Source organism: Nonomuraea sp. NPDC003214 (genome assembly GCF_053590035.1).
Window position 1 is genome coordinate 154,299 of record NZ_JBSFSX010000014.1, and the last position, 20,497, is coordinate 174,795.

General features: G+C 73.4%; 17 protein-coding genes. 9 read left to right on the forward strand and 8 right to left on the reverse strand.

Annotated features, from left to right (window positions below):
* Positions 1-5: 5 nt before the first annotated feature.
* Positions 6-134 (reverse strand): hypothetical protein, encoded by a 129-nt coding sequence (locus ACWDXC_RS36375; RefSeq protein WP_364180746.1) that lies wholly within the window; start codon positions 132-134, stop codon positions 6-8.
* A gap of 82 nt (positions 135-216) precedes the next feature.
* Here ACWDXC_RS36375 and ACWDXC_RS36380 point away from each other — a divergent pair, with 82 nt between their 5' ends.
* The gene (locus ACWDXC_RS36380) at positions 217-3,399 is read left to right on the forward strand and encodes a hypothetical protein (protein WP_449989926.1); all 3,183 of its coding nucleotides are present in this window, start codon (positions 217-219) and stop codon (positions 3,397-3,399) included.
* A 24-nt stretch (positions 3,400-3,423) separates the two neighbouring features.
* Here the strand turns inward: ACWDXC_RS36380 and ACWDXC_RS36385 are convergent, their stop codons facing one another.
* From ACWDXC_RS36385 to ACWDXC_RS36395, 3 genes are read right to left on the reverse strand one after another with little or no spacing between them, the layout of a single operon-like run.
* Positions 3,424-4,929: a tripartite tricarboxylate transporter permease gene (locus ACWDXC_RS36385; RefSeq protein ID WP_219500065.1), complete on the reverse strand. Its 1,506-nt coding sequence runs from the start codon at positions 4,927-4,929 to the stop codon at positions 3,424-3,426.
* A gap of 20 nt (positions 4,930-4,949) precedes the next feature.
* Positions 4,950-5,411: a tripartite tricarboxylate transporter TctB family protein gene (locus ACWDXC_RS36390; protein ID WP_364180753.1), complete on the reverse strand. Its 462-nt coding sequence runs from the start codon at positions 5,409-5,411 to the stop codon at positions 4,950-4,952.
* A 1-nt stretch (position 5,412) separates the two neighbouring features.
* On the reverse strand, positions 5,413-6,447 hold the full coding sequence (locus ACWDXC_RS36395) for a tripartite tricarboxylate transporter substrate-binding protein (RefSeq protein ID WP_449989930.1): 1,035 nt from the start codon (positions 6,445-6,447) through the stop codon (positions 5,413-5,415).
* Positions 6,448-6,594: 147 nt separating this feature from the next.
* Here ACWDXC_RS36395 and ACWDXC_RS36400 point away from each other — a divergent pair, with 147 nt between their 5' ends.
* Both ACWDXC_RS36400 and ACWDXC_RS36405 read left to right on the forward strand, forming a co-directional pair.
* Positions 6,595-7,269, forward strand: coding sequence for a response regulator transcription factor (locus ACWDXC_RS36400; protein WP_364180759.1), 675 nt, complete (start codon positions 6,595-6,597; stop codon positions 7,267-7,269).
* Positions 7,270-7,275: 6 nt separating this feature from the next.
* Positions 7,276-8,676 carry an ATP-binding protein gene (locus ACWDXC_RS36405; protein WP_449989933.1) on the forward strand — a complete coding sequence of 467 codons (1,401 nt, stop codon included), beginning with the start codon at positions 7,276-7,278 and terminating at the stop codon, positions 8,674-8,676.
* 5 nt (positions 8,677-8,681) lie between these two features.
* Here the strand turns inward: ACWDXC_RS36405 and ACWDXC_RS36410 are convergent, their stop codons facing one another.
* Complete coding sequence (locus ACWDXC_RS36410; protein WP_219500077.1) at positions 8,682-9,605, reverse strand: TAXI family TRAP transporter solute-binding subunit; 924 nt, start codon at positions 9,603-9,605, stop codon at positions 8,682-8,684.
* Between the two features lie 44 nt (positions 9,606-9,649).
* On the opposite strand from ACWDXC_RS36410, the gene ACWDXC_RS36415 reads away from it, so the two are divergent.
* Entirely contained in the window at positions 9,650-10,006 is a 357-nt protein-coding gene (locus tag ACWDXC_RS36415) for a hypothetical protein (protein ID WP_449989937.1), read from the forward strand.
* A gap of 3 nt (positions 10,007-10,009) precedes the next feature.
* On the opposite strand, the gene prfH is transcribed toward ACWDXC_RS36415, so the two are convergent.
* From prfH to ACWDXC_RS36430, 3 genes are all read right to left on the reverse strand, one after another.
* Entirely contained in the window at positions 10,010-10,618 is a 609-nt protein-coding gene (prfH, locus tag ACWDXC_RS36420; RefSeq protein WP_449989940.1) for a peptide chain release factor H, read from the reverse strand.
* Positions 10,615-11,757 carry an RNA ligase RtcB family protein gene (locus ACWDXC_RS36425; RefSeq protein ID WP_449989943.1) on the reverse strand — a complete coding sequence of 381 codons (1,143 nt, stop codon included), beginning with the start codon at positions 11,755-11,757 and terminating at the stop codon, positions 10,615-10,617. The genes prfH and ACWDXC_RS36425 overlap by 4 nt, the downstream gene beginning before the upstream one ends.
* A 148-nt stretch (positions 11,758-11,905) precedes the next feature.
* The gene (locus ACWDXC_RS36430) at positions 11,906-12,151 is read right to left on the reverse strand and encodes a hypothetical protein (protein WP_449989945.1); all 246 of its coding nucleotides are present in this window, start codon (positions 12,149-12,151) and stop codon (positions 11,906-11,908) included.
* A gap of 283 nt (positions 12,152-12,434) precedes the next feature.
* Here ACWDXC_RS36430 and ACWDXC_RS36435 point away from each other — a divergent pair, with 283 nt between their 5' ends.
* The 5 genes from ACWDXC_RS36435 to ACWDXC_RS36455 all read left to right on the forward strand — a co-directional run bounded on the left by ACWDXC_RS36435 (position 12,435) and on the right by ACWDXC_RS36455 (position 20,480).
* The gene (locus tag ACWDXC_RS36435; protein WP_449989948.1) at positions 12,435-13,763 is read left to right on the forward strand and encodes a cellulose binding domain-containing protein; all 1,329 of its coding nucleotides are present in this window, start codon (positions 12,435-12,437) and stop codon (positions 13,761-13,763) included.
* Between the two features lie 458 nt (positions 13,764-14,221).
* The gene (locus ACWDXC_RS36440) at positions 14,222-15,259 is read left to right on the forward strand and encodes a ketoacyl-ACP synthase III family protein (protein ID WP_219500090.1); all 1,038 of its coding nucleotides are present in this window, start codon (positions 14,222-14,224) and stop codon (positions 15,257-15,259) included.
* Positions 15,256-15,525, forward strand: coding sequence for a phosphopantetheine-binding protein (locus ACWDXC_RS36445; protein ID WP_375074237.1), 270 nt, complete (start codon positions 15,256-15,258; stop codon positions 15,523-15,525). The genes ACWDXC_RS36440 and ACWDXC_RS36445 overlap by 4 nt, the downstream gene beginning before the upstream one ends.
* A complete protein-coding gene (locus ACWDXC_RS36450; protein ID WP_449989952.1) occupies positions 15,522-16,565 on the forward strand; it encodes a ketoacyl-ACP synthase III family protein in 1,044 nt (347 codons plus the stop codon). The genes ACWDXC_RS36445 and ACWDXC_RS36450 overlap by 4 nt, the downstream gene beginning before the upstream one ends.
* 45 nt (positions 16,566-16,610) lie before the next feature.
* Positions 16,611-20,480, forward strand: coding sequence for a type I polyketide synthase (locus ACWDXC_RS36455; protein ID WP_449989954.1), 3,870 nt, complete (start codon positions 16,611-16,613; stop codon positions 20,478-20,480).
* Positions 20,481-20,497: the final 17 nt, after the last annotated feature.

The following is a 20,497-nucleotide window of genomic DNA, read 5'->3' on the forward strand; positions in this document are numbered from 1 at the left end:
CGCCGTCATCGGTGCTGCAGCCACCAGACCGCCAGCCCGACCAGCGCCGACCCGGCCGCGGCGGCGAGCCCGCGTACGAGGGCGAACAGGGCGGTGCGGCTGAGCCTGGCGACGATTCCGCGCTTGCCGGCCATGGGGTTCTCCTTGCTCTCGTCCGGAAGTGGATGAAGCGCAACAATGGATCAAAAACGCGGCGGCGCACCGGGAATGGGGGCGATGAGGGCAGAAGACGCGACGCGGCTGGTCGGAGGCCCGCCCGCGGCGCCCGCAGCGGGCGCCGGGCAGCGGCTGCGTGACGAGCTGGCGGCGCTGGAGGAGCGGGCGCGGCGGGCCCGCAAGGCCGACGGCGAGCCGGCCTCGCGCAAGGCGGCCGTCCGCGAGGTGCGCCGCCGCACCGGGGCCACCCTGCACGACCAGCGCATCGCCTCATGGCTGCACCCCGACCCGGCCAGGAGGCGCGTGCCCGGCGACTCCGACCGCGTCTGGGACCTCATCGAGATCTGGAGCGAGTGGGCCCGCGTGCGGCCGAACCGGCAGCGGTGGAACGACCTCGTCGAAGCCGCCCAGGACGAGCGGCGTCCCGTCGCGGCCGCTGCTCCGCCGCCGGGCCGGCCGCTGCCCCGGGTGGCGGACCCGTTCGCGCTGGGCGTGCACCAGGCCGTCGAGGTCAGCGGCCACGGCGGCCTCCCGGAGCTGCCGCCGTACCTGCCCCGCGAGCACGACCAGCGGCTGGGCGAGGTCGCGCGGCGCGCGGCCGGAGGCAGGAGCGGGCTGGCCGTCCTGGTCGGCGAGTCCTCGGTGGGCAAGACCCGCGCCTGCTGGGAGTGCCTCAGGGCGCTGCCCGCGAGCTGGCGGCTGTCGGCGCCGGAGTCCGCGGAGGCGCTCCTGGCCGAGCTGGACGCGGTCGCGCCGCGTACCGTCGTGTGGCTGAACGAGTCGCAGCGGTTCCTGCTCAAGTCCGACCACGTCGCCGGCCGGCTGCGCGAGCTGCTGCACGACCCCGACCGGGCGCCGGTCCTGGTGCTGGGGACGCTGTGGCCGCAGCACTGGGACACACTCACCACGCCGCCGCCGCGGCCCGAGGCCGAGGACCCGTACGAGCGCAGCCGCCGCCTGCTGATCGGCGGCGCGATCCGGGTGCGCCCGGCCTTCTCCGCCGCCGAGCTGTCCGCCGTCCGGGCCTCGCCCGACGCCGGCCCCCAGCTCCGGCAGGCCCTCGACGGGGCCGAGCGGGGGCGGATCACCCAGTATCTGGCGGGCGTCCCGGTGCTCATGGAGCGCTACGACAACGCCCCCGCGGCGGCCCGCGCGCTGATCCACGCGGCCATGGACGCCCGCCGCCTCGGGGCCGGGGTCGCGCTGCCGCTGGGGCTGCTCCGCGACGCCGCCCCCGGCTACCTCACCGACCAGGAGTGGAACGAGGCCGGTGACGACTGGCTGGAGCGCGCGCTGGCCTACACGTCGGCGCCGTGCCGGGGCGTGGCCGGGCCGCTCACCCTCAACCGCCCGCGTCCGGACGAACCCGCCGAAACGCCGAGCTGCCGGCTGGCCGACTACCTCGAACAGCACGGCAGGCAGAGCCGCCGGTTCGCGGTCCCGCCTGAGGCGTTCTGGCGGGCGGCGGCCCGGCACGTCACCTCGGCGGACGACCTCCACGCCCTGGCCACCGCCGCCCTGCAGCGGCTGCGCTACCGTCAGGCGGCCCTGATCGCCGGCCGGGCCGCGTCCGCGGGCCGGTTCGACGCGCTGTACAGGGTCGCGCTGCAGCTGGAGACCGGCGGCAACCGGGACGGCGCGGAACGGCTCTACCGGATCGGGGCGGAGGCCGGGGACGCCGACGGTTTCTACGGGCTCGCCATGCTCCGCGAGGAGGAGGGCGACCAGGCCGAGGCCCAGCGGATCGTCCTCGCGGCCGGCGACGAGCTGGTGGAACGGTACGTCGAGGCCCACTGGCGCTTCGGGAACACCGCCCACGCCGAGCGGTTCGCCGTCCGGGCCTACGGGCTCGGGCATCGGCGCGGGCTCTGGGCGGTCGCCGCCCGCATTCCGATCGGTGATCGGGAAGGTCAGCGCCGGTTGTACCGGATCGCCGCCGACGCGGGGGAGGCGGAGGCGTTCGCGCTGCTGGCGGCGGTGACGGACGATCCGGCCGAGGCGGACCGGCTCTACCGGGCCGCCGCCGACGCGGGCGTCGTCGACGCGATCTGGGAGATGGCCTGGCGCTCGGACGCCGAATGCGAGCATTACGTCACGCAGGCCCTGGCCGCCGACGACTATCAGGTCAGGCCCTACGCGCACGCCGAGAGCCTGGTGGTCAGGCGCGAGCAGGCAGGCGACCGGCAGGGCGCCGAGCGGCTGAACGCCGTCTTCGCCGCGGCCGGGCTCAGCGCGCTCGACCGGATCGCCGAGCTGCGGATGGACGCCGGGGACGACGCGGCCGTCATGCCGCTGGCGCCGGAGCTGGCCGCCGGGGGATTCACCGGGCCCCTGGGACGGCTGGCGCTGCGCCGCGCCGACGCGGGCGACGCACCCGGCGCGGAACGGGTCGCGCTCCTGGCCCGCGACGCCGGTGACGTACGGCCGCTGCGCACGCTGGCCCGGCGGGCCGGGTTCGGGCGGGAGGCGGAACGCCTCTGCCTGCTGGCCGGGGACCACGCCGGGCTCCGGGCGATCGCCAGATGGCACGAACGGCGCGGGGATCCCGGCGAGGCGGCGCGCGTCCACCGGGCGGGCGCGGACGCGGGCGACCTGCTCGCCCTGCAGGCGCTGGCCCGCCTGCGCGAGGCCGCGGGGCACCCCGACGAGGCCGAACGCCTGGCCACCAGGGCCGCGGCGATGGGCGACCCGCGGGCCCTGCGCACGCTCGCCTGGATGCGGGAGCGGCGCGGCGACGGCCGGGCGGCCGAACGGCTCGCCGCCGAGGCCGCGGCACGCGGGAGCACGGCCGCCCTGCGCTCCCTGGCCGTCCTGCGTGAGCGTGCGGGCGACCACGCCGCCGCCGAGTCGCTCGCGCACCGCGCGGCCCGTCACGGGGACGGCCACGCGCTGGCGGTGCTGGCACGCCTGCGGCGGCGAGCCGGCGCCCGGGAGCAGGCGGCCCGGCTGGCGGAGAGCGCGGCGGCGGTGAAGCCGGCCGCGCCCGCGCCCAGCCGGGCGGTGGCCGAGCCCGCCCCACGGCGGAAGGTGGCGCTTCCACCCCGCGACCCCTTCGCCGACGAGGTCCACTCGCTCCTGGACCTGGCCTGGCGCAGCCCCGAGGCCGAGGCCGAGGAGCTGCTCCGCCGGGCCGCCGACGCCGGCTACGGTTATCCCCTGCTGCGCCTGGCCGAGGAGCGGGGGTGGGACCTGCTGCCGCGCTACGGCCTCGGCGCCGACGGGCGGACCGCCGAGCCCTGGTGAGCCCGGGGCCCTGCCCGGCGGCTCCTAGTCCTCCTCGGCGAACACCACTTCGCGGCGCTTGCGGATCGCCGGCAGCACGGCGACCACCAGCGCCGCTGCCGCCAGGGCCAGCAGCACCGCCGAGATCGGCCGCGTCAGGAACACCGTCGCGTCGCCGCGCTCGATGATGAGCGCCCGCCGCAGGTTCTCCTCCAGCAGCGGCCCGAGCACGAAGCCGAGCAGCAGCGGCGCCGGCTCGCACCCGCACTTGATCAGCACGTACCCGAGCAGCCCGAAGAACACGATCGCGTACACGTCGTAGGCGTTGAACCCGAGCGAGTACGTCCCGATCGCCGCGAACAGGATGATCATCGGGAACAGCACCTGGTACGGGATCCGCAGCATCCGCACCCAGAGCCCGATCAGCGGCAGGTTCAGCAGCACGAGCAGCACGTTGCCGATCCACATCGACGCGATCAGGCCCCAGAACAGCGCGGGCTCCTCGGTGATGACGTTCGGCCCCGGGGTGATGCCGTGGACGATGAACGCGCCGATCATCAGCGCCATCACGGGATGGGCGGGCAGCCCCAGCGTCAGCAGCGGGATGAACGACGTCTGCGCGGCGGCGTTGTTGGCCGACTCGGGCCCGGCGACGCCTTCGATGGCGCCGTGCCCGAACTCCTCGGGCCGCTTGGAGACGCGCTTCTCGACGGCGTAGGAGGTGAACGAGGCCAGCACGTGACCGCCGCCGGGCAGGACGCCGAGCGCGGCGCCCAGGCCGGTGCCGCGCAGGATCGGGCCGACGATCCGGCGCCGGTCCTCGCGGGTCGGCCACAGGTTCTTGACCTTGCTGACGATCGCGGTGCGGGTCTGCTCGTTCTCCAGGTTGCGCAGGATCTCGGCCACGCCGAACATGCCGACGGCGACCGACACGAAGTCGATCCCGCCGTACAGCTCGCGCTGGCCGAACGTGAACCGGGGCGTACCGGTGTAGATGTCCTGGCCGACGGTGCCGAGCAGGACGCCCAGGAAGATCATGGCCAGGGCCTTGAGCGCCGAGCCGCGAGCCAGCGCGATCGACACGATCAGGCCGAGCAGCACCAGCGAGAAGTATTCCGCCGGGCCGAACTGCAACGCGACCCTGGCCAGCGGCGGGGCCGCGACCGCGAGCACGACGGTGGCCACGGTCCCGGCGATGAACGAGCCGACCGCGGCGGTGGCCAGCGCGGCGCCGGCCCGTCCCTGCCGGGCCATCTCGTGCCCGTCGAGCGCGGTGACGGCCGCCGACGACTCGCCGGGCAGGTTGATCAGGATGGCGGTCGTCGAGCCGCCGTACTGCGCGCCGTAGTAGATGCCCGCCAGCATGATCAGCGCCGTGACGGGCTCGAAGCTGAACGTGATCGGCAGCAGCATCGCCACCGTCGCCGTCGGCCCGATGCCGGGCAGCACGCCGACAGCCGTCCCGAGCAGCACACCCACGAAGCAGTAGAGGACGTTCTGGACGAGCAGGGCGGTCGAGAGGCCCAGCGCGAGGTTGTCGAGTAGTTCCATGCCTCAATCCGGATTCCGCGTCAGAATCCCAGCCACGGGCCCCAGAGCGGGAGCCGTAGCTGCAGTCCGACGACGAAGATGAGCGTGGCCGCGAGGGTCAGCCCGGCGGCCACCGCCACGGCCATGAGCGGCCGTACGCGCTTGCTGGCCACCGTGGTGAGCAGGGCGGTCACCAACGACGCCGGGACGAACCCGAGACCCCGTACGGTGAAGCCGAAGAACACCAGCGCGAGCACGATGACGCCGACCGCCCGCCACGGGATCGGCCCGAACGCGATCACCTCGCCGGCCACCAGGCCCTTGACCACGATGGCCAGGCCCAGGGCCGCCACGACCGCGCCGACCAGCAGCGGGAAGGCGCCGGGGCCCATCCGCAGCGGGGTGCCCAGCTCGTAGCCGAGCGACCCTGCCACGAACGCGCCACCGATCAGGATGAACACGGCCCCGGCGAGCACGTCCGGGAAGGACCGGCGACGCTCCACGTCAGGACGCCTTGATCCCGGCGTCGGCGATGACCTTGCCCCAGGTGGTGAGCTGCTCCTCCAGCTTGGCGCGGTGCGCCTGCGGGGTCGCGGCCTCGGCCGCGACCGGCGCGGTGCCGAGCTTGGCCATCTGGTCGATGACCTTCTGGTCGGCCAGCGCGGACTTCAGCGCCTCGGACAGCTTCTGGACGACGTCCTGGGGTGTGCCCTTCGGGGTGTACAGGCCGTGCCACACGCTGACCTTGAGGCCGGGCAGTCCGGCCTCGGTGGTCGTGGGCACGTCGGGCAGGCTCTTGACCCGCTCGGGCGTGGTGACCGCGTACGCCTTGACCTCGCCGGCGGAGATCTGGCCGCTGGTGTTGGTCGTCTGGTCGCACATGAAGTCGACCTGGCCGCCGACGAGGTCGGTCAGCGCGGGCCCGGTGCCCTCGTACGGGACCTCCTGGAGCTTGACGCCGGTGGCCGTCTGGAACAGCAGGCCGCACAGGTGGGAGGCGGCGCCGATGCCGGCGTTGGCCATCGTGACCTTGTCGGCGTTGGACTTCACGTGCGCCACGAGGTCCTGGAGCGTCGCGGGGGCGAAGTCCTTACGGGCGACGACCGTCATCGGCACCTCGGTGACGAGCCCGACCGTCTCGAAGCTCTCCAGCGGCTTGTAGCCGAGGTCCTGGTAGAGGGCGGGCGCGGTGGACATGCCGATGTGGTGCATGAGCACGGTGTAGCCGTCGGGCTCGCCGCGGGCGACCTCGCCGGCGCCGATGGTGCCGCCCGCGCCCTCGACGTTCTGGACGACGATCTTCGCGCCGAGCTTGGCGGCCATCGGCTCGGCGATCATGCGGGTGACGGTGTCGGTCGGGCCGCCAGCGCTGAACGGCACGACGAACGTGATGTTCTGGCTGGGGTAGGCGCCGCCCTCGCCGCCTCCGCCGGTCGCGCCGCCCCCGCCGCCGTTGCCGGAACAGGCGGCGGCGAGCGAGACGACGCCGATCACGGCGATCATCCGGGCGGCGGCTGGATACCTGCTGGTCGTTCTCATATCGGGGCTCCTCGTCAGTGCGCGGCCTCAGTCTGGGGTGACAAGGGCGCGCATGGTGTCAGAGGAATCCCAAGGAATGCGGTGAATGTCAGAGAAATCCCAAGAAACGGCATGGCCCGGCCACTGACCCCGGCCGTACAATCCGGTATGCGGATCACCATCATCGAGGATGACGACCGCGTGGCGCGGGGTCTGGCGACCGTCCTGGCCCAGGCGGGCTTCGAGGTGCACCGCCTCGCCACGGCGGCCGAGGCCGTGCGCGCGGCCCCGTCCGACGTCGTCCTCGTCGACCTGGGCCTGCCCGACGGCGACGGCCTCGACGTGATCCGCAAGCTGCGCGACCGCCCCGAGACCGCCGTCATCGCCGTGACCGCCCGCTCCGAGGAGCACGAGCGCGTCCGCGGCCTGCGCGCCGGGGCCGACGACTACATCGTCAAGCCGTTCGGCGTCCCCGAGCTGCTGGCCAGGATCGACGCCGTCCTGCGGCGCACCCGGGTCGCCCGCGCGATGAGCCACCCCGACGGGCCGCTCGTCGTCGGCCCGATGCGCATCGGCGTCGGCACCCGCGAGGTCACCGTCGACGACGTCCCGGTGACGCTGACCCGCAAGGAGTTCGAGCTGCTCCTGCTGCTGGCCCGCCGGGCGCCCAACGTCGTCAGCCGCGACGTCATCCTCGACCAGATCTGGGGCGCCACCTGGGAGTCGTCGAGCCGCACCCTCGACACCCACATCGCCGCGCTCCGCCACAAACTGGGGCCCGCCACGCTGATCCGCACCATCCACGGGGTCGGCTACCGGCTGACGGCGGAGCCGAACGGCTGACGTCCCGTGCACCGCCGCCTGCTCGTCGTCCTGGTGCCCCTCGCGGTCCTGCTCGTCGCGGCCCTCGGGGTCCCGCTCGGCGTCACCGTCGCCGAGCGGGAGATGCAGGAGACGTACGTGGACCGGCTCAACGACGTCGGCAGGTTCGCGTCGCTGGCCGAGACCGCGCTGTCCACCGGGCGCACCGAGGCCCTCCAGCAGGAGCTGGCCCGCTACCACGAGCTGTACGGCATCCCCGTCGCCGTGATCGACAAATCGGGCGCCGTGCTGCTCGGCCCGGCTGACGCGTACCGGCAGGCGGCGCGGGCCGAGCCGACCCTGCCCCGGATCGTCACCGCCGCGCTCGCCGGGGCCAGGCCCGAACCGTCCGGGCAGTGGGCGCCCTGGGACGACTCCGCCTTCGTCGTCGCCGAACCGGTCGGCCGCGACAGCGAGGTCGTCGGCGCCGTCGTGACGATCTCCGACCTGACGAGGACGCGCTCGCGCATCCTGCTGCGCTGGGCCCAGCTCGCCGGCCTCGGGCTGCTGCCGCTGATCGCGCTCGTCGCCGTCGCCTGGCCGGTCTCGGCGTGGGTGCTGCGGCCCGTACGCGAGCTCGACGCGGCCAGCTCGCGCATCTCCCAGGGCGACCTCACGATCCGCGCCGACGCCGAGGCCGGGCCGCCCGAGCTGCGGCGGCTGGCCGAGTCGTTCAACACGATGATGGACGCGGTCGAGAACGCCGTGCAGCGCCAGCGCGCGTTCGTGTCGGACGCCTCCCACCAGTTGCGCAACCCGCTGACCAGCCTGCGGCTGGCCGTGGAGAGCCTGGAGCCGCACCTGCGGGCGGGCGACGACGGGCGGCAGGCGTACGACGTCGCGGTCGACGAGCTCAAGGCGATGCAGCGGATGCTGAACTCGCTGCAGGCCAGCGCCCGGATGGAGAGCATCCGCACGGCCTCGCCGGTGGATCTCGACGCGGTGCTGGCCACCCGCGTCGACCGGTGGCGGGCGCTGACGGCGACCGCCGGGCAGAGACTGGCGGTGGAGGTGCCGCCGAGGCTGCGGCTGCTGGAGCCGTCCGGCGGGCTGGGCAGCATCCTGGACGAGCTGATCAGCAACGCGCTGCGGCTGTCGGACGCGCGGGTGGTGCGGGTGAGCGCCGCCGAGACGGGCGGCGTCGTCGCGATCGCCGTCCGCGACGACGGCCAGGGCATCGACCCGGCCGAACGCGAGCAGGCGCTGCGCCGGTTCTGGCGCGCGCCCAAGCACCAGAACGTCACCGGCACCGGCCTGGGGCTGGCCATCTGCGCCGACCTCGTCGGCGCGGCCGGGGGCGAGCTGCGGCTGGAGGACGGCCTGCCGCGCCCCGACGGCACCGGCCACGGCTTCGCCGCCGTGGTCGCGCTGCCCGTCGTGCCCGGCTGACCCGCTCAGCGCTTGCGGTCGCGGAACCAGGCCGCCGCCCCCGGATGCAGCGGCGCCGTCGCCGTGGAGATCCCGGTGCGCACGTTGATGTGCCACGCCTCGGGCACCGCCGCGGGCCCGGCGCGGGTGAAGATCGTGTCGGTGATGGCGTGCACCAGCTCGTCCGGCAGGTCGTTGCGGACGAGCAGCACGTTCGGCACCGCGACCGTGCGCGCCGCGGGCACGCCCGCGTAGGCCGTCGACGGGATCATGGCAGGCGTGTACGGGCCCGGGAACGCCGTGATGAGCGCCCCCGCCTGGGCCGCCAGCGGGATCAGCCGGATCGCGTGCTTCTGCGCCAGCTCCGTGATCGCCGGCGTCGGGACGCCCGTCAGCGAGAACATCGCGTCGATCCGGCCGTCACGCAACGCCGCCGCCGACTCCGCCTGGCTCAGGTACAGCCACTCCAGCTCCAGCCGGGCCAGCTCCAGCGCCCGCCGCGAGGTGAACTCCGTGCCCGAATCGCGGGCCCCGAGCGACACCCGCCTGCCCGCCAGGTCCGCGAACTCGCCGATCGGCGACCCGGCCATGACCACCAGGTGCAGATGGCTGTCGTACAGGCGGCAGATCGCCGAGACGCCGTCCGGCGCGCGGCCGTCGGTCGTGATCAGCGCGTCCAGGCTCGTCAGCCCGAGCTGCGCCTCACCGGCCCGCAGCATCCGGATGTTGTCGGTCGACGCCCCGCTCGGCACCGTCGTCACCGTCACGCCCGGCACCTGCTCGGAGACCCGCCCGGCCAGCACGCCGCCGATCCGCCGGTACACCGCTCCCTCCGGGCCCGTGGCCAGCCGCAGCCGCGCCGGCTCCACCTCCGGCCGCCGCGCGCAACCGGCGGCCAGCCCTCCGGCGGCGAGCAGCACCGCCCGCCGGCTGAACGTCGGCTGCACCATGCCGAGATGATGGTGGGCCAGCCCGGCGTGATGCAATATGCCCCGTGAAGCAGATGAGACGGCTGACCGGCGAGATGCTCCTCTACTGTTTCGCCGTCGTCCTGGCCACCGGCGCCTACCTCGCCTGGTTCCGGCCCGACGGCGGCACGGTCGTGTACACCGGCCCCTACGAGCCGTTGCGCGGCGTCGAGCTGAGCTCCGCCTACGCGGCCGCGCTGGACACCGGGCTCGCCACGCCGGGCGGCCTGGCGATCCGCCACCTGCATCACAGCTCCTCGATGCTGCTGGCGGCGGGCGTCGCGGTCTGGGTGCTGCTCGGCCTGTTCCGCTACGTGCCGGCACTGCTGGCGGCGGGACCGGCCGCGCTCGCCGTGTCGGTCGTCCTCTGGCGGGGCTGGTGAGCGTCAGGGGCGTTCGACGCGGGTGGGGTTGCCGCGGACGAGCTCGTCGTGGACGCGGTGCCGCGCGGCGATGAGGGCACGGCCGGCCGCCTCGTCGTCGCGTTCGAGGCGCTCGCGCAGCAGGCGCATGGCGATGCGGCGGTTGAGGCTGAACTGGCGCTCGGTGTCGACCACGACGACGATCCCGGTGGGCCGGTGGGTGGCCCGCACGGCGGTGCTGGCCTTGTTGCGGTGCTGGCCGCCGGGGCCGCCGGTGCGGCAGGGCACGACGTCGACGTCGTCCTCGGCGAAGGCCGTGCGCGGGGGGTCGACCTGGCACGGCCGGGCGGTCACGTACCAGTTCTTGCGCCCGGCGGAGCCCCGGTAGGGGCTGGGGGCCTGCCAGCACAGGGTCCCGGTCCAGGAGGCGGCGAACGTCTCGGCGTCCGCGCCGGTGATCCTGACCAGCACCGACCGGTACGTGCCGGGCCGCTCGCCGGGGACGGTCTCGGCGCGGTGGGTCTCCAGCTCGTGCCGGGCGGCGTCGGCTTCGAGCCGGCGCAGCAGCCGGGCGAGCGCCCACGCGCACTCCTGCGGGCCGCGCCCGGCCGACAGGAGCAGGTGGACGGTCACGACCGGCCCTGCCTGCGGCGGCGCTCGGGCGCGGAGCCGAGCTCGGCCGTCTTGTACGTGACCAGCGGGACCGTCGTGGCGATCGGGGTGGCCAGGTCGTGCTCGACCAGGTCGGAGATCACCTGCTCGATGCGCTTGTAGGCGGTCGGCGCCTCCTCGAACAGAAGCTGGCGGTCGCCGCAGACGACCAGCGAGCCGAGCGGTGTGCGGCGCAGCTCCTCGACCGTGTGCTTGGCCCGGCCGCGGCGCAGCGCGTCGGCGCGCGACATCTTGCGCCCCGCGCCGTGCGCGACGGAGTGGCCGGCGTCCGGCCCGGAGTGGGCGGCCACCAGATAGGAGTGGGTGCCCCGGGTGCCGGCGATGAGCACGTCGCGGCCGTCGCCCGGCGCGGCCCCCTTGCGGTGCAGGTAGAGGCCGTCGCGGACCTCGACGAGGTTGTGGCACTGGTCGACGACCGGCTCGGCGGGCCGGGCCCCCAGCGCGTGGGCGACCCGGGCGGCCAGCAGCCGCCGGTTCAGCGATCCCCAGCGCACGGCCTCGTCGTGCACGGCCAGGTAGGCGTCGGGATCGGGGGCCGGGCCCGCGCCGTGGACCTCGGTGTGCGCCCGCAGGATCCACTCGCCCAGGCCCCGCGAGCCGCTGTGGACGATGAGCACCAGGTCACCGGCGGCGAGCCCGAGGCGGTCGGCGTGGTCCGGCTCGAAGACGGTGCCGATCCGCGCCAGCTCGACGAAGTGGTTGCCCCGGCCGACCGTGCCGAGGCCCTCGTGGTGACCGGCGGGGATCTCGCCGTCGAGCACGTCCCAGGCCGGGTCGTCGGCGTCGCGATCGGGGTCGAGCGGGCGGTCGAGGTCGGGGAAGCGGGCGGCGAGCTTCTCGGGCACGGCGCGCTTGAGCCTGAAGGGGAAGACGGCGATGCCGCAGCCGATGTCGGAGCCCACCAGGAACGGGTAGAGCACGCTCGACGTCATCGCCGCGCCGATCGGGGCGCCCTTGCCGGGGTGCAGATCGGGCATCGCGGCGACGTGCCTCATGCCGTCGAGGGCGGCCACCTGGTGACACTGGGTGAGGGCGTCGGACTCGATCCAGCTTGCGGGGGAGGCGAACACGGAGACCGTGGCCGGGTGGTGGTGCGACAAAGACGCTCTCTTCGCTTAACGGGTGCTGGCATTTCGGAATGGCAGCACCACGGTCGCCGAGCCGTGCCGCGAGAGGCAAACGATTTTCCGCCGGGCACGCAGGAGCCCCCTGGCTCAAAGAGCCGGGGGGCGCCCAGGTCTCAGCGTGTCACGCGTAGAGGAAGTAGTAGTGATACTGACTCTTCCACTCGCATCTATACCCGTTCCACCAGCCCTGCTCGTCGCCGTAGTCGCCGTATCGCTGGCATTCCGAGTGCTCCCGGTAGATGCCGTTGAGCGTTTCGGCCTGCGCCGGAGTGGCGCCGAGCGATAACGACAATCCGAGGGCCAGAACGGCCGGGACGAGAACTGCGCGAACCTTGCGCATCAATCCTCCTAAGACGGGGTGGATCACGGCGGTCAAGATATCACTGACCGTGTGCCAGGAAAAATGTCATTCTGTGCTGCGTTGTCGCCGTGCAATACGGCCGTCTGGGCCCTTCTTCATGTTTTGTTCCGGTCTAATGCCGGATGAGCTGTTTCGCCCATCGGCAGGGATGCAAGTCACCAGGAACGAAACGGTTCGCCGAAAACTTTGACCACCGTCACGTACGTGTCATATCGTCGCCTCGCCCACATCGAGGCGAGGCCAAGCCGGCGGGGAAAACGGCGATCATCCGAACACCGGAGGCTCACCTATGCATGCTCGAATCCGCCCGGCCGCCGTCCTCGGCATGGTCCTCACCATGCTGGCGACCTTCGGTGTCTCACTCGCGCTCTCACCACCGGCCCAGGCCACCCAGGTGATCGCCGACATCCCGTACGCCTCCGAGGACCCCGTCGGCTCCCGGGGACACCTGCTGGACCTCTACCTGCCGACCGGCGGCCTCACCCCCAGGCCGCTGCTCATCTGGCACAAGGGCTCGGCCTGGTCGAGCGACGAGGGCAAGAGCGGCGCCGCCGACATCGCCGCCGTCTTCAACGCCAAGGGTTGGGCGGTGGCCGGCGTCAGCGTCCGCTCCAGCAGCCAGGCGGTCTTCCCGGCGCAGGTGCACGACATCAAGGCGGCCATCCGCTGGCTGCGCCACAACGCCCCCGCCTACCAGCTCGACCCGAACCGCTTCGCCATGATGGGCGACTCCTCGGGCGGCTGGCTGACGGAGATGGCCACGTTCACCGGCGGCGTGGCGGCGCTGGAGGGCACCGTCGGCGCGACCGGCGTCTCCAGCTCCGTGCAGGCCGGGCTCGCCTTCTTCAGCCCGACCGACTTCCTCCAGATGAACGCCCAGAACCTGCCCGGCGGCGGGCTGGACCACAACTCGCCGATCTCGCCCGAATCCCTCCTGGTCGGCTGCGCCATCCAGACCTGCCCCGCCACGGTGGCGCAGGCCAACCCGATCAACTACGTCGACGCCAACGACCCGCCGGTGCTGTTCCTGCACGGCCAGGCCGACTTCCTGGTGCCCCACGGGCAGAGCGTGCTGCTCTACAACAAGATCAAGTCGGTCTGCGGCAACGGCCAGTTCATCTCCATCCCCGGCGCCGACCACGGCCGGGCCGACGTCATGGACCCCGCCCGGTTCGGCACCCAGACCAGCTACGCCACCACCAACTGCGGCGAGGCCATCCTGGCGGGCGGGGGCGCGCCCAACCCGACCTGGGACACCTTCGAGATGTTCCTGCGCGGCGCGCTCAAGATGGGCACCTCGTGCCAGGTCACCTGGCAGGCCAGCAACTGGAGCGGCGGCTTCAACGGCACCGTGACCATCAAGAACACCGGCACCACGCCCATCAGCGGCTGGCGCCTGTCGTGGAACTGGGCCGGCAACCAGCAGGTGACCGCCTTCTGGAACACCAACCTGACCCAGACCGGCACCCAGGTGGTCGCTCGCGACGCCGGCCACAACGCCAACATCGGCCCGAGCTCCAGCGTCAGTTTCGGGTACGAGGCCAGCGTCACCGGCACGAACGCCCCGCCCGCCGAGTTCAGGCTCAACGGCATCCCCTGCGCCCGCGTCATCGTGTGAGCCCCGGCGCCCGGGTCGCGGGCGCCAATTTCGGAAAGCCGTAATGGAACCGTCCAATCGGCGTAACCGCAGCTCGGCGGAGAAATGTGCATTTCAAAAATGAACACGTTCCGCCGGGTCGCGGTCACGGAATGAGGCCGTCCAGATTTCGGACCTTATATTGCTTTACCCGAAGGGCGGCCCTATCCTTTCCCCTGTGATCGCCGAGGACAGAGAGAGGGCGCTCGTGACGGCATCGACCGGCGGGAATCGCGCAACTCGACATCGCAAAAACGCCTGACCGCCGACTTCCGAAATTCACGACGCTCTCGTCCGCCGGCCGCCTTTTCCGGCCTCACGCGCCGACTCGCTGCCGCTGACCGGCTGACTCCGCTTTCCCCTGGTGCTCCGTCCGCACGACGGCGCCCTTGCCGTGCCATGCCCTGCCCAGAGTTAGGGGACGTGTGCGTACTTCCAACATGTTCGTCAGGAGCCTCGGCGTTCACGTGCCGGACGCCGTGACCGTCGAGCAGGCGGTCAGCGAGGGCCTGTACCCGGCCGACGAGGCCGAGAAGTTCCAGCAGATCGGCGCCGCGGTCGCCGGCGACATGCCCGCCCCGGAGATGGCCAGGCGCGCCGTCGTGGACGCCTACGAGCGCTGGGGCGAGTCCTCCCCGCGCGAGCTCGACCTGCTGCTCTACCCGTCGGTCTGGCACCAGGGCCCCAACGGCTGGCAGCCGCAGCACTACCTGCAGATGCACCTGCTCGGCGGCGGCGTGCCCGCGTACGAGATCCGCAGCGGCTGCGTCGGCATGATCAGCTCGCTGGAGCTGGCCGCCAGCTACCTCCAGGCCGACCCGGGCCGCGAGACCGCGATGGTCGTCTCCGCCGACAACCACGGCACCCCGCTGGTCGACCGCTGGCGCATGACGCCCGGCGCGCTCATCGGCGACGCCGCCTGCGCGCTCGTCCTCGGCAAGGACTACGGCATGGCCCAGCTCCTGTCAGTGAACGCCACGACGATCCCCGAGGCCGACGCGGTCAACGACGGCGCCTACCCGCTGTTCCCCCCGGACGCCACCGTCGGGCGGGGGCTCAGCTTCGGCGACCGGCACGAGGAGTTCCGCCAGCGGCTGCTCAAGGAACGCGGCACCGGCATCCACCTGACGATCCAGAAGACGATGATGCAGCAGGTCGAGCAGACCCTGGACGAGGCCGGGATCGAGCTGTCCGACATCACCCGGGTGGCCTTCCCGCACGGCCGCCGCGAGGACCTGGACGGGCAGATGTCCTGGCTCGGCATCGAGGTCGAGCAGACCACCTGGGACTACGGCAGGCGCGTCGGCCACTGCGGCGCCGTCGACCAGTTCATCGCCTTCGAGCACCTGATCGCCACCGGCGGGCTCGTGCCCGGCGACCACCTGCTCGTGGTGGGCTTCGGCTCCGGGACGTCGGTCGCCGCGGCGGCGTTCAAGGTGCTCGCGCCCGCCCCCGTGACGAAAGAGGCACGCGCATGACGATCGGACAGACCACCGGCGAGACCACGTACCGGCTGGTCGCCTTCATCCAGGACAACCTCGTCCCGGACGACGCCGGCCTGGAGGTCGACGAGGCCACCCCGCTCCTGACGTCCGGCCTGCTGGACTCCCTGCGGACCGCGCGCCTGCTCAACTTCATCCGGAAGGAGCTCGGCGTCCCGGTCCCGGCCGCCAAACTCGACCCCGAGAACTTCCGCGACGTCACCACGATCGTCGCGATGCTCGACGAACTCGCCTCGGCATGACCCCGCCCGGCACGTACGTCAGCGGGGTGGGAGCCTTCGTCCCCCGCACGGTCGTCAGCGTCGAGAAGGCCGTCGCCAAGGGCTGGTACCCGGCCGAGGAGGCGGAGCTGCACAACCTGGCCGGGGCCGCGGTGGCCGGCGACCTGCCCGCGCCCGAGATGGCGCTGCACGCGGCGCAGAGCGCGCTCAAGCGCAGCGGGCGCGCCCCCGCCGACCTCGACCTCCTGCTGTACGCCTCCACCTGGCACCAGGGGCCCGACGGCTGGCCCCCGCACTCCTACCTGCAACGCAACCTCGTCGGCGGCGACGTCCTGGCCACCGAGATCCGGCAGGGCTGCAACGGGATGTTCACCGCCCTGGAGCTCGCAGCGAGCTACCTGGGCGCCGACCCCGCCCGGCAGGCCGCCCTGCTGGTCGCCGCCGACAACTACGGCACCCCGCTGATGGACCGCTGGCGCATGGGCCCCGGCTACGTCGGCGGCGACGCCGCCAGCGCGCTCGTGCTCACCAGGGAGCCCGGCTTCGCCCGCCTGATGTCGGTGCGCACGGTGACCGTCGCCGAGGCCGAGGAACTGCACCGGGGCACCGAGCCCCTGTTCCCGCCCGGCGTCACCGTCGGGCGCAAGTTCAGCTTCGCGGCCAGGAACGACCAGTTCCGGAACCAGGTCATGCCCCAGGGCGAGAGCACGGCCGCCCTGTTCAAGATCCAGCGGGCGCTCATGGAGATCGTCGAACGCGTCCTCGACGAGAGCGGGATCGAGGCCCGCGACCTCACCCGGGTCGCCTTCATGAACTACTCCGAGGAGATCGTCGAACAGCGCTGCATGGCCCTGCTCGACCTGCCCATGTCACGTTCCACCTGGGAGTACGGGCGCACCATCGGCCACTGCGGGGCCAGCGACCAGGTCCTCGCCCTCGACCGGCTGCTCACCACCGGGCAGCTCGGCCCCGGCGACCACCTGCTGATGCTCGGCACCGGCCCCGGAGTCACGGTCTCCGGCGCCGTGATCAAGATCCTCGACACGCCTCCGTGGTGCTGAGAGCCGTCACCGAAACCGCGTAGTCATCGAAGGGAAACGAGCGCGATGGTCGATAGTCCGAGCGGGATCCGGCCGGAACCGGTGGCGGTGGTCGGGATCGGTTGCCGCTTCCCCGGCGACGCCGGCTCACCTGACGCGTTCTGGGACCTGCTGTGCGACGGCCGCAACACCACCCGGCCGCTGCCCGCCGAACGCTGGCTCCCGTACGAGAACCGCAGCCCCGAGGACGCCGCCGCGCTGCGCGACGCCGTGCGCCACGGCAGCTTCCTCAACGACGTCGAGGGCTTCGACGCCGAGTTCTTCGGGCTGTCGCCGCGCGAGGCCGAGCTGATGGACCCGCAGCAGCGGATCCTCATGGAGACCGCGTGGGAGGCGCTCGAACACGCCGGCCTGCCCCCGCACGAGCTGGCCGGCACCGACGCCGGGGTGTTCGTCGGCGTGTGCACCGCCGACTACGGCAGCCGCCTGCTGGAGGACCTGCCCCAGATCGAGGCGTGGACCGGCATCGGCGCCGCGACCTGCGCCGTCGCCAACCGCATCTCCTACTCCCTCGACCTGCGCGGGCCCAGCATGGCCGTCGACACCGCCTGCTCGGCGTCGCTGGTCGCGCTCCACCTCGCCGCGCAGAGCCTGCGGCTCGGCGAGAGCGACGTCGCCCTGGCCGGCGGCGTCAACCTGCTCGTCACCCCCGGCCAGACCCTCACGCTCGGCACCGCCGGAGCCCTGGCCCCCGACGGCCGGTCCAAGTCGTTCGACGCCGCCGCCGACGGCTACGGGCGCGGCGAGGGCTGCGGCGTCGTGGTGCTCAAACGGCTGTTCGACGCCCGCCGCGACGGCGACCGCGTCCTCGCGCTCGTCATCGGCAGCGCCGTCAACCAGGACGGGCACACCAGCGGCATCATGGCGCCGTGCGGCGAGGCCCAGGAACACGTGATGACCAGGGCGCTGCGCCAGGCACGCGTCTCGCCCGCCACGGTCGGCTACGTCGAGGCGCACGGCACCGGCACCCGCCTCGGTGACCCGCTGGAGGCCGGCGCCCTCGCCGCCGTCTACGGCACCGGCCGCGCGCCCGGCGACCCGTGTCTCATCGGCTCGGTCAAGTCCAACATCGGCCATCTCGAAGGCGCCGCCGGCATCGCCGGGATCATCAAGGCGGTGCTCGCCCTCCACCGCGGCGAGATCCCGCCGACCGTCCTGACCACCCCGAACCCGGCCATCGACTGGGACAGCTCCGGGCTCAGCGTCGTCACCGAACGGACGGCCTGGCCCGAGAGCGACCACCCCCGCCGGGCGGGCGTCTCCAGCTTCGGCTACGGCGGCACGGTCGCGCACATCCTCCTCGAACAGGCCCCTGCGGAAGCGGCGAAGCCGCCGGCGGGCGAGCCGGCCGGAGCGCGGCAGGCGGAGCTGTCCGCGGCGCGGCAGGGGGAGCTGTCCGGGGCGCGCCTGTTCCCGGTGTCGGCCGCGTCGGAGGCGGCGCTGCGCCAGTACGCGGGCACGCTCGCCGAACAGCTCAAGCGCCTCGACCTCGCCTCGGCCGGGCACACGCTCGCCCTGCGGCGCACCCACCTCGGCCGCCGGGCCGTCGTCATCGGCGCCGGCCACGACGAGGTGACCACCGGCCTGCGCAGGCTCGCCGACGACCTGCCGTCCGAATCCGTCCTTACCGGCGACGTGCTGCCCGACCTGGGCCCCGGCCCCGTCTGGGTGTTCTCCGGGCAGGGGTGCCAGTGGCGCGGCATGGGCCGCGACCTGCTCGCCGAACCCGAGTTCGCCGCCGTCGTCGACGAGATCGAGCCGATCTTCGCCGAGGAGATCGGCTTCTCCCCCCGGCAGGTCCTCACCGAGGGCGCCCTGGACGGCATCGACCGCGTCCAGACCATGATCTTCGTCATGCAGCTGGGACTCGCCCGGCTCTGGAACGCGCACGGCGTGCGCCCGACGGCCGTCATCGGCCACTCCGTCGGCGAGATCGCGGCGGCCGTGACAGCCGGCGCGATGAGCGTCGCCGACGGCGCGCGCCTGATCTGTCGCCGCTCCCGGCTGCTGCGCCAGGCCGAGGGCAAGGGGGCCATGGTGATGGCCGGACTGCCGTTCGAGGAGGCCGCCGAGCGGCTCGCCGGCCGTACCGACCTGGTCGCCGCCATCGCCTCCGCGCCAGGCTCCACCGTGCTGTCCGGCGACGTCGCCGCCGTCGAGGCGGTCCTGAACGAGTGGCCCGCCGAAGGCATCGTGGTCCGCCGGGTCGCCTCCGACGTGGCCTTCCACAGCCTCCAGATGGAACCGCTGGCCGTCGAGCTCGCGGCCTCGCTGGCCGACCTCCCGTTCGGCGCGCCCCGCATCCCCATGTACACCACCGCGCTGCCCGACCCCAGGTCGACGCCCGTCCTGGACAGCGCCTACTGGGCGGCCAACCTCCGCGACCCGGTACGCCTCGCCGCCGCCACGACGGCCGCCGCGCAGGACGGCTACCGGGCGTTCCTGGAGATCTCCCCGCATCCCGTGGTCGCCCACTCCGTCACCGAGACGCTGGAGGAGGCCGGGTTCGAGGACGTCTTCGTCGGCACGACGCTCCGCCGCAACCAGCCCGAGCAGGCGACGTTCCTGACCGCGCTGGGCCTGGCGCACTGCCACGGCATCGACGTGGACTGGCGGCGACTGCAGCCCGGCGGCGGCCTGGCCGACCTGCCGCCCTACGCCTGGCAGCACCGCCGCCACTGGCGCGACGCCTCCGGCGGCGACGACAACCGCGGCCACGACGTACGCTCCCACACCCTGCTCGGCGCCGGCACGACCCTCGCGGGCAGCGCGACACGCCTGTGGCGCACCAGCCTGGAGGACGCGAACCGCCCCTACCCGGGCAGCCACGCCGTCAGCGGCATCGAGATCGTGCCTGCCGCGGTCCTGGTGAACACATTCCTGGAGGCGGCCGGTTCGGGAGCGGCCGGTTCTGAGGTGGCCGTACTCTCCGACGTGGAGATGATGCACCCCCTGATGACCGCCGAACGCCGGCAGATCCAGGTCGTCCACGAGCCTCCCGCGATCCGGCTCGCCGCCCGCACGCCCGCCACCCCCGGCGAACCCGACCCCGCCTGGCTCGTCCACGTCACCGCCTCGACGACCGCCGCCCCGACGGCCCCCGCTTCGACGACCACCGCCACCTGGGCCCCGGACGGCACCCTGCCCGGCGCGTACGCGGCCGGACTCACCCCGATCGACCCTGGCTTCGTCCACGCCCGGCTGGCCGCCGTCGGCGTCCCCACCACGGGCTTCGACTGGACGATCGAGACGCTGCTGGGCCGTGACGGCGCCCTCCGCGCGACCGTCCACACCCCGCGCCCCGCCGATGCGCCCCCCACCTGGGCGCCGGCGCTCGACGCGGTGATGTCCGTGGCCCCCTGCGTGTTCCCCGGCGACCCGGTGCTGCGCATGGTCGTGCACATCGACGAGGTGGCGCTGACCGGCACCCCGCCGGACACCGTCATCATCGACGCCGCCGTGGACCCGGCAGCCGACGACACGGTCCTCGCCCTCCTGGCCGACGCCGACGGCCACGTGATCGGCCACCTGACCGGCCTCCGCTACCCGGTCATCGACGCACCCGTGGCAGCCGAGGACGACCTCCAGGAGCCGGCGGAATCGCTGGCCGGGCTGTCACCGGAGAAGCTGCGCGCGTACGTCCTCGACGAGACCCGCGCGGAGATCGCGTCGGTGATGCGGCTCGCCCCGGCGGACCTGGCGGTCCGCCGCCCCCTCGTCGAGCAGGGGCTCGACTCGGTGATGACCGTCATGGTCAGGCGCCGCCTGGACAAGCGCTTCGGCTGCCGCCTCCCCGCGACCCTGCTGTGGCAGCAACCCACCATCTCCGCCATCGCCGATCACTTGACCACCCTGCTCACCCCCGCCCAGGACTGACCCGCCCGGCCGGCGCA